Below are 13,051 nucleotides of genomic sequence, written 5' to 3'. Positions count from 1 at the left end.
TAGTTGTCGACAACGGGGGCACCGGCGGTGGTGGTCAGGATGTCTTTGCTCATGGTAATCCTCATGATTCGTTGAGCGCCAGGAGCGCCAATACTGGGACGTCTCCAGGGCATGGAAAATCAGAAAGGTGCGGCGGCCTAGAAGTTGTGTCGCATACCCAGTGCAAAAGTCTGCGGATGCGCACCGGCCTTGACGCCGATCTGGTTGATGGCGAAGTCGTAGATGGCGTTGCTGCGGTTGTTGATCCGGCTGTAGTACGTGTACAGGGCGGTGCGCTTCGAAAGCGGGTAGTCGTAGCCGGCGGTCAACTGGATCGCGCCGGTGTTGGCGCCGCTGTGGAAGAAGCCCACCGTTTCCTGCGCGTCGCCCGAGCCGTTGCTTGCCAGCGCAAAGCCGACCCGCACGCTGCCGGACCCGAGCTGTTGAATGATGGAGGTGTAGTAGCCGCTACGATAGAGGTCGCCCGTGGCGGTGCGATAGTGCAGCCGCTCATAGAGCAAGGCGATTTTCGTCGTCGAGAACTGGTAGGCGACACCGATCTTCATGGCGTCGTCATTGCGGCCGGCCGTCTGGTAGTGCTGATGGATTTCATAGGCGGCCGTCACGTTCAGCGGCCCGCGATCGTAGTTGGCGGCGAACGAGTACAACGCCGGGTTGCGTGGCACGCTGAGCTTCTCTTCGTTGACGCCCCAGGCCATGCTGCCGCTCAGTCCATCCCATGTGGGACTGCGGTACTGGATGATGTTCTGCTGGCGGCGATCGAACGAACTCGTGTCCTGCACGTTGTTGGAACTGGATGTGGAGCCGTTGCTGATCAACGCCATGTAGCCCGCAGTGGTGGGGTAGTACGGATCGTAGCTTGACGTTGCCTCGGTGTATGGCGTCTGCCAGTGTCCGAGAAAGACCTTGCCGTAGTCCCCCGACAGACCCACCGCAGTATTGCGGCCGGCAATCTGGCCCTGACCCGTGTCGATCGAAAGATTGCTCTCGATCTGAAAAAACGCCTTGGTGCCGCCGCCCAGGTCCTCTTCACCTCGGAAGCCGAAGACGGAACGATTGTTCGTCAAGCGCGTGGTCGACCCAATGTTGGTGCCGTTGCTTGCAGTGCCGCCCTGGGTGTATTCGATGGCAGTGTTGAGCCTGCCGTAAATCGTGACCGATGACTGCGCGTGCGCTTGGGTGCAGCAAGCCGCAACACAGGCAAGCAGAAGCCATTGTTTCGGGGCGCGAGTCATCAAAGGACGCATGTTCTTCATCGATTTTTCTTGTGGTTGGCGAGCGAGAACCAGTCACATCAGGAAGCGAGCGGACGATGATGAGGCGGCCATCGGAGCCGCTGCCGTTTCAGAAGGCAAAGCACGAACACCCGAAGGCGCCCCAGAAACCACGGAAGTCGGTGGTGGGCACGTTGGCCGTGCGCGCCTTCTGGTGCGTGTGGCCGTGCACCGAGCACGCGCCGGCACAGTGGTGGACCTGCTGTTGCAGCGGCGCCGCCGGCCGCCAGTGCCCCGGCACGCGCGAGACGGGCGACCACTCCGGCAGCACCGGAATCGGCGGCGGGCCGAACTCTGTGAACTCCCTCGCGCCGTAGACGATGCGCCCGCCCACCACCGTCAGCACCGATTCGATGGTTTTGATGTCCGCCTCGTCCACGCTAAAGAAATCCGCTGACAGAGCGGCCAGGTCGGCCAGTTGCCCCACCTTGATCTGTCCCTTGTTGCCCTGATCCGCCGAGAACCACGCGCTGCCATGCGTGTACAGCTCCAGCGCCACCTCACGCGACAGTCCTTCTGGATAGAGCGCCATGCCGCCGACGGTACGTCCGCTCACGAGCCAATACAACGAGGTCCACGGGTTGTAGCTGGAGACGCGCGTGGCATCGGAGCCGGCGCCCACCGGCACGCCTTCGGCCAACATGCGCTTGATGGGCGGTGTCTGCTCGGCCGCCGTTGCGCCGTAGCGGTCGACAAAGTATTCGCCCTGGAAGGCCATCCGGTCCTGGATGGCGATGCCGCCGCCCAGCGCGCGCACGCGTTCGATGTTCGCGGGCGAGATCGTCTCCGCATGGTCGAAGAACCACGGCAGGCCATTGAACGGAATCTCGCGGTTCACGCGCTCGAACACGTCGAGCATGCGCGAGATGGATTCGTTGTAGGTGGCATGCAGGCGGAACGGCCAGCGCTGCGCGACGAGGTGGCGCACCACACCCTCCAACTCCTTCTCCATGTTTTCGGGCAGGTCGGGGCGCGGTTGCAGGAAGTCTTCAAAGTCCGCAGCGGAGAAGACCAGCATTTCGCCCGCGCCGTTGTGGCGGAAGAATTCATCGCCCTGGCGATACTGCACGCTGTTGGTCCAGTTCTTGAAGTCGGCCAACTCCTCTTTGGGCTTCTGCGTGAAGAGGTTATAGGCGATGCGGATCGTCAGCTGATTCTGCTCCGCCAGCTCGCGGATGACTTCGTAGTCGTCCGGGTAGTTCTGGAAGCCACCGCCTGCATCGATGGCGCTGGTGATGCCCAGTCGATTGAGTTCACGCATGAACTGGCGCGTCGAGTTGACCTGGTACTCCGCCGGCAGCTTGGGGCCCTTGGCCAGCGTGGAATACAGGATCATCGCGTTGGGCTTGGCGAGCAGCATGCCGGTGGGCTCGCCATTCGCATCGCGAATGATCTCGCCGCCCGGCGGGTTCGGGGTGTCCTTCGTATACCCAACCTGCTTGAGCGCCGCGCGATTGAGCAGCGCACGGTCGTAGAGGTGCAGCACGAACACCGGCGTGTCGGGCGCGGCTTGGTTCAGCTCTGCCAGCGTCGGCATGCTGCGTTCGGCAAATTGAAATTCGCTCCAGCCACCAACGACGCGCACCCACTGTGGCGATGGCGTGCGCGCGGCTTGCTCCTTGAGCATGCGCAGCGCATCCGCTAGCGTGGGCACGCCTTCCCAGCGCAGTTCCAGGTTGTAGTTCAGTCCGCCCCGGATCAGGTGCAGGTGTGAATCGTTCAGGCCGGGGATGACGGTGCGCCTGCTCAGGTCGATCACCTTGGTGGCTGTGCCGCGATGGGCCATGACGGTGGCGTCGTCGCCCACGGCGATGAAGCGGCCATCGCGCACGGCAACCGCGCTGGCGGTGGGGCGTTCGCGGTCAACCGTGTGGATGCGGCCGTTGTGCAGGATGAGGTCGGCAGTCATGGTCTTCGTCTCAGTATTTGGGAAACAGCGAGAAGCGTCCCGGGCCAGCAATCAGCACCGTGGTAAAGATGATCAGCAACATCCAGCCGAACTGACCGTCGGCAATCGACCATTCGCGGTGCACCACCAGCAGCGCTACCAGCAGCAGGAAGATGATGGGCAGGCAAGCCAGGCGCGTCAGCACACCGAGCGCGATCAGTAGAGGGCCAATGGTTTCCGACAGGATCGCCAGCAGCAGCGTGGGCGCGGCGCCGAGGTGGAACGGGTCTTCGATGCGCGTGAGTTCCTGGCTGTAGTGCAGCACCTTGGGCAGGCCGTGCACGTAGAACAGCAATGCACTGCCGGTCACGCGCAAGAAGAGAAGGCCCACGTGGATTGCCAGGTTCTGCGCATCGGGTGCAGCCACGGCTGGCGAGGCGGCGGCGTGCTCTTCAGGAGAACGCGTCATGGCGGTCGGGGGCTCGTCAGGTCGGGCTGGGTGGCGTGCTACCGGCTGCATTAGCCGTGACATCGTTTGGTTTGGGCGGTGGCGCACCGGTAATTTTGGGCACGCATTCATGACGGAACCACGCCATGGTCAAGGGTTCACCCGCCAGCAGGCGCTGGACGCTCGGCACGATCTGCTCGCCGATCAACATGCCCAACAGCCCAATGAGCGCGATTGCGGGCGGTGCAGGTGAGCGGACATGCAACAGTGCGTAAATGATGCCGACTAAGATGCCGGCAGCCATGGAAATGAGATACGGCTTCAAGGTGGACCCCCGTGGCAAGCGGCCAAATGGTGTTTGGGACATGGTGCCGGCGCGGTGAGCCGCGCCGGCACGATTACCGCCAGTGAACCCGCGCGCTCGCTTTTACTTGGCCGGGACCGCAGGCAGCATCTCGTGTGGTGAAGCGGTCCGCTCCGGCGCCTTGTGCACCATCGTGTAGGCATAGTCCACGCCCATGCCATACGCGCCGGAATGCTCCTTGACCAGCGCCATGACCGCATCGTACGAATCGCGGTGGGCCCAGTCGCGCTGCCATTCGAGCAGCACCTGCTGCCAGGTCACAGGCACCACGCCGGCCTGCACCATGCGCTGCATGGCGTAGTCGTGCGCGTCCTTTGATGTGCCGCCCGAGGCGTCGGCCACCATGTAGATCTCGTAGTCGGCATCGTGCATGGCCGACAGCGCAAAGGTGCAGTTGCACACCTCGGTCCACAGGCCCGAGACGACCACCTTCCTGCGGTTGTTCTTCGCCAGCGCGTCGCGCACCTTCTGGTCATCCCACGAGTTCATCGAGGTGCGTTCGAGCAGTTCCTTGCCCGGAAACACGTCGAGCAGTTCGGGGTAGGTGTGGCCGGAGAAGGCCATCGTCTCGACGGTGGTGATGGTGGTGGGGATGTTGAAGATCTTGGCTGCCTTGGCAAGACCGACGGTGTTGTTCTTCAGGGCCTGGCGATCCATCGACTGCACGCCGAAGGCCATTTGCGGCTGGTGGTCGATGAAGATCAGTTGGCAGTTCTGCGGGGTGAGGACTTCCAGTTTCGGATTGCTCATGATGATTTCCTTCTTGGGTCGACACATTGCCTGCTAGATTGAGCTGCGGTGGGGCGCCGACAGAGTCAGCTCTTGATGAATGCCAGCAAGTCGTTGTTGATCAGGTCGGGGTGCGTCGTGCACATGCCGTGCGACAGCCCCTTGTAGACCTTCAACGTGCCATTGCGGACCAGCTTTGCGCTCAGAAGGGCAGAGTCCGCAATCGGGACAATCTGGTCGTCGTCGCCGTGCATGATCAGCACCGGTACGTCGATCTTCTTCAGGTCGTCCGTGAAGTCGGTCTCGGAGAATGCTTTGATGCAGTCGTACTGAGCTTTGGCGCCGCCCATCATGCCTTGGCGCCACCAGTTTTCCTTGACGCCTTCCGAGACCTTGGCCCCTTCTCGGTTGTATCCATAAAACGGGGTAGGGACTTCCTTGTAGAACTGGGCCCGGTCCGTTGCTACGCGCGCACGAAAGCCATCGAACACTTCAAGGGGCAGGCCGCCAGGGTTGGCCGGTGTCTTCACCATGATGGGGGGGACGGCGCCGATCAACACCGCTTTTGCAACGCGGCCGTTGCCGTATTGCGCAACATAGCGGGCCACTTCGCCGCCGCCGGTCGAGTGTCCAATGTGCACGGCGTTCTTCAAGTTCAGATGCGCGGCGAGCGCAGCGACGTCGGCGGCGTAGGTGTCCATCTCGTTGCCCGTCGCCGTCTGGGTGGAGCGCCCATGGCCACGGCGGTCGTGGGCAATCACCCGGTAGCCTTTCGCCAGAAAGAACTGCATTTGGGCATCCCAGTCGTCAGAACTGAGCGGCCAGCCGTGATGAAACACGATCGGCTGCCCGGTTCCCCAGTCCTTGTAGAAAATCTCGGTTCCATCCTTGGTGGTGATGGTGTTCATCTTCTGGCGTCCTTTGTTGCGCGAGGAGGGGCTGTCGGTTTGATTGGACTTGCTTGCGGCGTGGGAAACGGAGAGCGTTGCAGCGGCAACGGCGGTGACACCTGCCTTCAGAAGGTTGCGGCGTGACACTGTCTGCGTGTCGTTTTTTTCTTGTTGGGGCACGGTTGACTCCTGTTCTTGGGTGGGAAAGCAGGGTTTCGGAGCTCCACAACCACCTCGCCTGGAAATCGTGGGACTGCAGATGGCTCAGGCAGAGCGCCGCATTTGCGCAACTCACTTCGGAGGCAAGATCGGCGGACTCTCCCCGGACCGTGCACAGTGATTGCGCGAAGACCAGCATAGGCCCCGGAGGAAGTCGGAGACTTTGATTTGTTCTGAAATCTTCTGAAAGCATGAGGAAATCGCGTGATGCGTTCACGATCTGCATACAAGAGTGCACCGCTGCAGCGGGATGACCGATCGGACGCCGGCGGCTGCGCCAGGCGAGGCAAACAGTCATCGTGGCCAGGTAGCATGCCGTGAGGAGCCGTGCATCTTCGGTTCCGATACATACAAGACAAAGTGCTGCTCAATACAAGCTGTATGGTTCAGCAGGCGCTACCATGAAAAAACCTGAATCAGGGGATGGTCTCGGCATGCAGCGCTGGAAGTCATGCGCCCGGGGCTAGTCGAACTGGCTGTACACAGCAATCGACGTAATGAACCCTGACCCTACTGGGGATGGGGTGCCGATGAACCGCACTGAGCTAGTGCGGGCACAAATGAGGTCACCATGATCCGCATCGGAAATCTGCAGGTGGACTTCTCCCAACGCTGTATCGAACGCGACGGCGAGATCTTGCGAGTCGGTTCGCGAGCGCTCGACATTCTGGAGATTCTGAGCAACGCCAACGGAGAGATCGTCTCCAAAGATGAGCTCATGAGGCGGGTCTGGCCGCGCGCGGTCGTGGAGGAAAACAATCTCCAGGTGCATATCGCCACCCTGCGGAAGATGCTCCGTGACGACCGCCAACTGATCTCCACCGTGCATGGCCGTGGATACAGACTCCTGCGTGGGGCCCATGCCAGGGACAACGCGCGCGCCAGGGCGGTGTTGCCCACAGAAGCGATTGCTGCGCCCGCGTCGAATGCTTCCCAAGCTGCGTTGCCTGCTGCGGATGGCGAGCTATGCGGGCGCGACGCTGCACTTCAGGAGTTGTTGCCGCTGTTGCAGCGGTCGCGCTTGCTGACCTTGACCGGCGCGGGTGGCATCGGCAAGACCCGTTTGGCCATTGAAGTCGCAAGGAAAGTTGCAGCGCAATATCCCGATGGCGTGATATTCGTGCCGCTGTCCCAGGTGACCGAGCCCTGCTTTGCACTGGACGTGCTCGCGACAGCGCTGAACCTGAAAGCATCCCCGGCTCCCATGTCGTTGCATTCCATCCTGGATGGGTTGCGGGGGCGCCGTTCACTCATCGTTCTGGACAACTGCGAGCACGTCAAGCATGTGGCCTCTGAGCTTGCCGTCGCGCTGTGCGCATGTGGGAGCACCGTTCTCGCGACCAGCCGAGAAGCTTTGCGCGTTGCGGATGAAATGGTTTACGTTGTGCCTCCGCTGGACGTGCCCGCCATTACGGCAACGGAGCAGGGGGTGCTACTGGCCGGCGCTGTGCGCTTGTTCATGACGAGGCTTAGGGCGCAGGAGCCAGGATATCGACCTGATGAAGTCTCAATCCTGCGCGCTGGTGCGATCTGCCGCGCGCTCGATGGCATTCCTCTCGCCATTGAACTGGCCGCGGCAAGGGCAGCGACGCTCGGCATCGACGTGCTGTGTGAGCATTTGGGTGACCGTTTGCGCATCCTGACCGGCGGGTGCCCGACAGCGCTACCTCGGCATCAAACGATGAACGCCACGCTCGACTGGAGCTACCGGTTGCTAACCCAGGTGGAGCGGCGGATATTGCGTTGCCTTGGTGTCTTTGTGGGCGGGTTTACTTACGATGCGGTTGAATACCTGGCCGCGGCCGATGGTCTGAGCGAGCGGGAAGCGAAAGATGCACTGCATGGGCTCTTGAACAAAAGCATGATCTCGCAACACCTGAGCGGCGACTGGCATCGGTTCCGCCTGCTTGAGACCACCAGGGAGTACGCGCTGCAGAAGCTGGAAGACAATGGAGAGCTTCGTTTCGCAACTGGCTTACAAGCGCGTTTCTTATTTCAAACGTTTGATCGCCAATCCATTCGCCGCCGTGCCGAAGCGGATACTAAAAGTCTTGCCGAGTTTTCTGCTGAATTGGCCAATATCCGCGCGGCGTTGGATTGGGCGCTCTCACCCGCTGGGGATGTTGCGCTGGGGGTGGCGTTGGCTTCAGTGGTCGTGCGCTACCTGCTCAAACTCTCACAGCCCGCCGAGTGCTGCCTGATCGCCAGACAAGCGCTTGCAGCGAGCGAGCGTGCTGCACCAGAGAGCATCCGTGCTGAAGCGCTCATGATGCTGCAGGCAGCCTACGCCGCAGGCCTTGTCTATACGAGCGGTCCCGGGCAGGTAACGCGGCAAGCCTGTACTCAAGCGTACGCGGATGCGATGTGTGCCGGCAATATCGAGTGCGAACTGAGCGCGCTGTGGGGTCTCTGGAAGACGCATCAATACTCCGGAGAGTGCCGGGATGCATTGAGAGTGGCCCGGCACTTCAACGATGCCGCGCGCAGAGCGAAAGACTCCAGGCGCCTGCTGCTAGGCATGCGGATGGAAGGCGTCGTATTGCACTATCTCGGTGATCAGTCGGCCGCAAGAGCCATGCTGGAAAGGATGCTTCCTGAATTCGATTCAGGAGTGGATCAAGTGCTCGGATCTGGGTTGCATGTCGGGTGCGATATCGCAGCACGAGCGTCGCTTGCGAGAGTGCTGTGGTTGCAAGGGGAGGCAGAGCAGGCGTTGCACTTGGCGCAATCGATGCTCAATGCCGCCATGGCGGGCGGCAACGAGTTGGTGCTCTGCTACGTTCTCGCGGAGGCCGTCATTCCGTTGGCGCTTTTGTCAGAGGATGCCGAGCAGACGATTCGTGCGACGCGACTGCTGAAAGAGACGGCTTCGCGCATGTCGTTTCAGATTTGGGTCGCGGCATCCGCATGTTTTGAACAGTGCATTGTGGCGATGGCCACCAGGGCCGAGGCTAAGTTGCATGAGTTCGCTTCTGCGATTGCGCAGCTCAAGGCCATCGGCTTTCTGGCGCCGCTGACGCTGGTCATGGGGCGATTTGCGCAAGCGCTCATTAACACAGGGCGGCTCAACCACGCGATGGCGGTTGTCAATGAGGCCTTGGGGCATTGCGAGGTGACGGGCGAGCGGTGGTTTTATGCAGAACTGAGCCGCATTAAGGCCAGCATTCTTTTGCAGCTCAGGTCGGGGGACACTGCTGCGCAGTGGTTGACGGAGGCGTTGAACACCTCGCGTGAACAAGGTGCAGCAATGTTTGAAAGGAGGGCGACGATTGCCTTGGCGCGATGGTTGCTCGTCACCGAACGAGCGGAGGAAGCCTCCGCACTGCTAAGCGCCCTGGATCAACGTCTTCCCGGTCATGCGTTTCGATTGCCGCTGGCACGTGTGGAGGCGGATCGAATGCAGATCGATTCCGCATGGTTTGGTAGCCAGGATTTCTACGGCGAACACGCGGCGTGATTCCGTGGTTTGACTCAGGGGACGGTCATCTGCCTCTGTATTTTCTGGCGTCTATCTGTCCGTCGCGGCTCAGTTGAGCGTGCCAAGTGTTCAGCTTTTTTAAGAAAAATTGGCGGATGTTTCCCCTAACGTAGGAGGCTGGGGTCATTGAGCTAGCTCGGGCAACGGGAAGATCGTCCCGCGCATGCCTGTATTGGCGTTGGCCGACGCCACCTGCTTCCTGAACGTTGAGCCAGACGGAGCGGGCCAGGGCGGCTTCCCGCGGAGGAGATATGCGTCAGCAGATTGCGGGAGTCCTGATTCCGGACAGCCCGATGGCTCAGGCGGCACGACATTGCGCCGAGCAAGCCGAGAGTGAATTGCTTTTCAAGCATTCGCATCGCGTATTCCTGTTCGGCATGCTCAGTGGTGTTCGACAGGGTATTTCGGTTGATGGCGAACTGTTCTATGTGAGCGCGCTGTTTCACCGTATCGGCCTGACCGATGCCTATCAACGCTCGCAGCTGCGCTACGAAATCGATGGCGCAAACGAAGCGCGTGCGTTCCTTCAGCGCTTTGGCGTTCCAGCGCCCAGCGTACAAGACGTATGGGATGCAATTGTGCTTCATACATCGCCTGGAATTGCCGTCTATAAATCGGGCATGGCAGCACTGCTCGCGCGTGGCGTCGAGGCCGACGCGATCGGCCTTCATTTGGATGAGTTCACGGAAGCGCAGAAGCAGCAAGTGGTCGCAGCCTACAGCCGTGGCCAGCGTTTCAAGGAGCGCATCATTGAAGATCTCGGGGCCGGGATGCTGCATCGCCCAGCAAGCACCTTCGGCACCATCAACGCTGACATCCTCGACCGGCTTGATCCGGACTACCGGCGCATCAACTACTGCGGACTCATTCTGGGCGCACCGTGGGCTGACTGACGCCATGTACACCCGCGCGGCAGTGCCCGCGCCGGGCTCCCCCCTTTCCAACTATTGACAATCAACCTGGCGAAGACGAATGTTGTCGCGCTCAGCGCATACGTTTTTTTTGACGGTATAGAGGGGGCTCATGCGAGGCGCATTCGATCTCCAGGGCGGCGTTCAATATGCCGCCGGACGACTACCGCAGCCAACAGGCATCGGAGCGCAGCCGTGATCTCGAACTTCAACCTGGATGAATTGCCCGCCAGCAAGCGCTTCAGCTATTGGCAGGAAATTGTCGAGGACCTGTTTGCTGCGGTCAGCATCAAGTGCGAATCGCCGGAGACCTTCAGAACTTGGAGAAAAGCGACGCTCCTGGGCGAGTTGCCGGCCGGGACATCGCTCGTCACGCCGGTGAACATCAGTCGGACGAGGCATCACGTTTCGCGGTCGTCCGCCGATGCGCTGAAGGTGGTCGTTCCTCTCTCGGGAGCGCTCGCAATCAGCCAGGACAAGCGAGACACACTTGTTCAGCCTGGGCAGTTCGTTCTGGTGGATCCCGCACGCCCGTATCAGGAGAACATCACGGACGACCTGACCTTTATCTGGATGCACTTGCCAAGAGACACGGTGGCGTCCAAGGTCAGTCAGCTCGATAAATTGACGGCGATCGGATTTGACCGGACTACGCCCTATGCAAAGGTGGCCGGTGATTTCATGATGAGTTTGTCCCAGGTTTGGAACGATGTTGAGGGCCAAGCAGCGACTCACCTTGCATCCATTGCACTGGACCTGATCACCATGGCGCTATGGGAGCGGCTGGATCGTGTCAACACGCACAGTACGACGCACCGTTCTGCGCAATTCCAACGCGCCAAAGCCTACATCGATGAACGCATCGCCGATCCCAGCCTGTCGCTCGGTGCGGTCGCGGCGGTGCTTGGCGTTTCGTCGCGTTACGTGAGCATGCTCTTTGCGGAGGCCGGTTTTTCCTATCGGCACTATGTGTTGGAGCAGCGGCTTGCGCGCTGTGCTGACGATCTTGCCAGTCCGTACCTCGTTCACCGGACGATCACGGACGTCGCCTATTCGTGGGGGTTCTACGATGGTGCACATTTCAGCCGCGCATTCAAGGCTGCTTATGGAATGTCGCCGAGCGAGTTCCGCGCTTCCAAAGCCGTGCGTTGAACGTGGTGTTCCGGTTGGTCTGCTCTTCAAGCCGCAGTTGACCGACACGTTCCCATGAAGATCAGGCTCGGAGATCGGGGAGCGTCGTCACAGGAATCCTGAATTGTTCTGAATTGGCTAACGAGCCATGCCACTGCTGTCCATGCCCGGCAGCACCTTGCGATTGCGGCGCGCCGCCATTTCATATGTAAAGGCATCGCGGCGTATCGGTCGCACATTAACTTCCGTGCCGGCTCATGCGGTGTTCGTGCTTTGACTTTCTTTCGACCACGATCTAAGTTGCTCTAGGCCGGCTGCCAATCGCTTATCGCCGGAGATTCCATCAACGTCCCTGGGTTGGCTCTGCGCTTTCCTAGGATAAGGAGCGTCTCATGCGATATAAACCTCTCATGGTTTTTGCGGCCGCCACGGTTGCGGCCCTGGCAACGACGGCAACGTACGCGCAAGCCGACAAGAAGCCGGATCCGTACACGCAAGGCGCTGATCGCCAAGCTGACACGTACGAATATCTCAAGAATAAGGGCGAGAAATATGACCCCTACACACAAGGTGCGAATGGCACGGCAAATGCCTTGAATCCAGGGGCTCAACCGGCCAATGTCGATCACGGTAAATATGATCCCTACACGCAGGGGGCGCGTGCGGGGGATGCGACCAGTCCGTACACGCAAGGCGCACGGGCAGGGGATGCGACGAGTCCCTACAATCAGGGCGGAAAACAATAGGGTTTCAGCTGCATTGGTTGGTTCGACAGCAGCCTGGGCGTTGCTTTGATATCGCCGGTGATTGCCTGGTCGTATTGCAACTGAACCACTGCACGCCCTTTAGGCACTCAGGGCATGCCCGCCGGGGCGGAGCGTTGACTCGCGAGCAGCCTCGTGAAAGTGCGGGTCATCTCTGTACTTCGTCCGGGCCTGGAACTCACGCCAGGTGCGTGTCGATCGGCAGCCCGGACTTCAACGTCAGGGTAACGGGCGTGCGCTCGGCAACCTCCACAAGCCGGGCCTTTTGTTTCTCGTCAAGGCCGACGATGGAGAGCGTTCGCTCGATCCGCCGATCGTCAATTCCGATGAGTCGCAGGGAGACGTCGAGCGATTCGAGAGGCCACTCCTTACGGGCGGCATACATCTTGAGCGTAATCGCCGTGCACGCCCCAAGGCTTGCGAGTAGCAGGTCGTATGGGGCAGGTCCAACGCCTTGGCCTCCCAGGGACTGAGGTTCATCGGCGGTGATCACGTGTCCGTCTACAACGATGTCCGTGCGATAGGGCGTCGATCCGATATGTGCAGTGCCGTGGGTCATGGTTCCAGTTTCCTCTGCGTGACGATATGGGCGCGTCAGCGCTCAGTTTGGTAATTCGTTGGACGTTGATCGTCATGCAGTCAATGCGGTGCGTCAAGCGCGGAGCAACGGCGGTAAGCCCGAACTATGCGTCCATACGAGGCACGGTGTCCTGCAGAACAACAAGGCGCACCAAGTGCGGCGGCGCTGCAAATCCACCTCTCCAAAGGCACCACGGCCTATGTGGAGGGCATCTACCGCGTGCGCAGGGCGATGCTCCGGTCACGCGCGCGAGGATCAACAGCCTGTTGCAGCCCGACGGTGCGGCAAGCGACCAGTCGCAACGTGCTGGCGCGGGTGGGGATGCTGCTGAAGTTTTGGAGTGGAGCAGGCAGTCGAGAAGGCGGGTGTTGATTT

Annotated in this window: 11 protein-coding genes; 4 read left to right on the top strand and 7 right to left on the bottom strand. The window is 60.7% G+C overall.

Translation table 11 applies throughout. From position 1 onward, the window contains the following. Positions 1-137: 137 nt before the first annotated feature. The 6 genes from C404_RS46930 to C404_RS46905 form a co-directional block, all read right to left on the bottom strand. Positions 138-1,235 (bottom strand): porin, encoded by a 1,098-nt coding sequence (locus tag C404_RS46930; protein WP_021195718.1) that lies wholly within the window; start codon positions 1,233-1,235, stop codon positions 138-140. A gap of 109 nt (positions 1,236-1,344) precedes the next feature. Further along, on the bottom strand, positions 1,345-3,183 hold the full coding sequence (locus C404_RS46925) for an amidohydrolase (protein WP_021195717.1): 1,839 nt from the start codon (positions 3,181-3,183) through the stop codon (positions 1,345-1,347). Positions 3,184-3,193: 10 nt separating this feature from the next. Beyond that, the gene (locus C404_RS46920; protein WP_021195716.1) at positions 3,194-3,631 is read right to left on the bottom strand and encodes a DoxX family protein; all 438 of its coding nucleotides are present in this window, start codon (positions 3,629-3,631) and stop codon (positions 3,194-3,196) included. A gap of 16 nt (positions 3,632-3,647) precedes the next feature. Beyond that, the gene (locus tag C404_RS46915) at positions 3,648-3,935 is read right to left on the bottom strand and encodes a XapX domain-containing protein (protein ID WP_031329616.1); all 288 of its coding nucleotides are present in this window, start codon (positions 3,933-3,935) and stop codon (positions 3,648-3,650) included. Between the two features lie 102 nt (positions 3,936-4,037). Further along, entirely contained in the window at positions 4,038-4,724 is a 687-nt protein-coding gene (locus C404_RS46910; RefSeq protein ID WP_021195714.1) for a hydrolase, read from the bottom strand. Positions 4,725-4,789: 65 nt separating this feature from the next. Continuing rightward, the gene (locus C404_RS46905) at positions 4,790-5,611 is read right to left on the bottom strand and encodes an alpha/beta fold hydrolase (RefSeq protein WP_031329614.1); all 822 of its coding nucleotides are present in this window, start codon (positions 5,609-5,611) and stop codon (positions 4,790-4,792) included. 772 nt (positions 5,612-6,383) lie between these two features. On the opposite strand from C404_RS46905, the gene C404_RS46900 reads away from it, so the two are divergent. From C404_RS46900 to C404_RS46885, 4 genes are all read left to right on the top strand, one after another. Continuing rightward, on the top strand, positions 6,384-9,269 hold the full coding sequence (locus C404_RS46900) for an ATP-binding protein (protein WP_021195712.1): 2,886 nt from the start codon (positions 6,384-6,386) through the stop codon (positions 9,267-9,269). A 272-nt stretch (positions 9,270-9,541) separates the two neighbouring features. Beyond that, positions 9,542-10,183 carry a hypothetical protein gene (locus C404_RS46895; protein ID WP_021195711.1) on the top strand — a complete coding sequence of 214 codons (642 nt, stop codon included), beginning with the start codon at positions 9,542-9,544 and terminating at the stop codon, positions 10,181-10,183. A gap of 213 nt (positions 10,184-10,396) precedes the next feature. Further along, complete coding sequence (locus tag C404_RS46890; protein WP_021195710.1) at positions 10,397-11,353, top strand: helix-turn-helix domain-containing protein; 957 nt, start codon at positions 10,397-10,399, stop codon at positions 11,351-11,353. Between the two features lie 371 nt (positions 11,354-11,724). Then, positions 11,725-12,078, top strand: a complete 354-nt coding sequence (locus C404_RS46885; protein ID WP_031329611.1) for a hypothetical protein — start codon at positions 11,725-11,727, stop codon at positions 12,076-12,078. Positions 12,079-12,274: 196 nt separating this feature from the next. Here the strand turns inward: C404_RS46885 and C404_RS46880 are convergent, their stop codons facing one another. Beyond that, positions 12,275-12,655: an OsmC family protein gene (locus tag C404_RS46880; protein WP_021195708.1), complete on the bottom strand. Its 381-nt coding sequence runs from the start codon at positions 12,653-12,655 to the stop codon at positions 12,275-12,277. Between the last annotated feature and the right edge of the window lie 396 nt (positions 12,656-13,051).

It is taken from the genome of Ralstonia sp. AU12-08 (assembly GCF_000442475.1).
Classification (GTDB): domain Bacteria; phylum Pseudomonadota; class Gammaproteobacteria; order Burkholderiales; family Burkholderiaceae; genus Ralstonia; species Ralstonia insidiosa.
Note: the sequence above shows the minus strand (reverse complement) of the source record. Positions and strands in the feature narration are given on the sequence as shown.

Excerpts from the sequence above, each read along its gene's own strand:
- C404_RS46895 (WP_021195711.1), top strand. The coding sequence starts at position 9,542 with ATGCGTCAGCAGATTGCGGGAGTCCTGATTCCGGACAGCCCGATGGCT.
- C404_RS46920 (WP_021195716.1), bottom strand. The coding sequence starts at position 3,631 with ATGACGCGTTCTCCTGAAGAGCACGCCGCCGCCTCGCCAGCCGTGGCT.
- C404_RS46905 (WP_031329614.1), bottom strand. The coding sequence starts at position 5,611 with ATGAACACCATCACCACCAAGGATGGAACCGAGATTTTCTACAAGGAC.
- C404_RS46930 (WP_021195718.1), bottom strand. The coding sequence starts at position 1,235 with ATGACTCGCGCCCCGAAACAATGGCTTCTGCTTGCCTGTGTTGCGGCT.
- C404_RS46885 (WP_031329611.1), top strand. The coding sequence starts at position 11,725 with ATGCGATATAAACCTCTCATGGTTTTTGCGGCCGCCACGGTTGCGGCC.
- C404_RS46900 (WP_021195712.1), top strand. The coding sequence starts at position 6,384 with ATGATCCGCATCGGAAATCTGCAGGTGGACTTCTCCCAACGCTGTATC.
- C404_RS46910 (WP_021195714.1), bottom strand. The coding sequence starts at position 4,724 with ATGAGCAATCCGAAACTGGAAGTCCTCACCCCGCAGAACTGCCAACTG.
- C404_RS46880 (WP_021195708.1), bottom strand. The coding sequence starts at position 12,655 with ATGACCCACGGCACTGCACATATCGGATCGACGCCCTATCGCACGGAC.
- C404_RS46925 (WP_021195717.1), bottom strand. The coding sequence starts at position 3,183 with ATGACTGCCGACCTCATCCTGCACAACGGCCGCATCCACACGGTTGAC.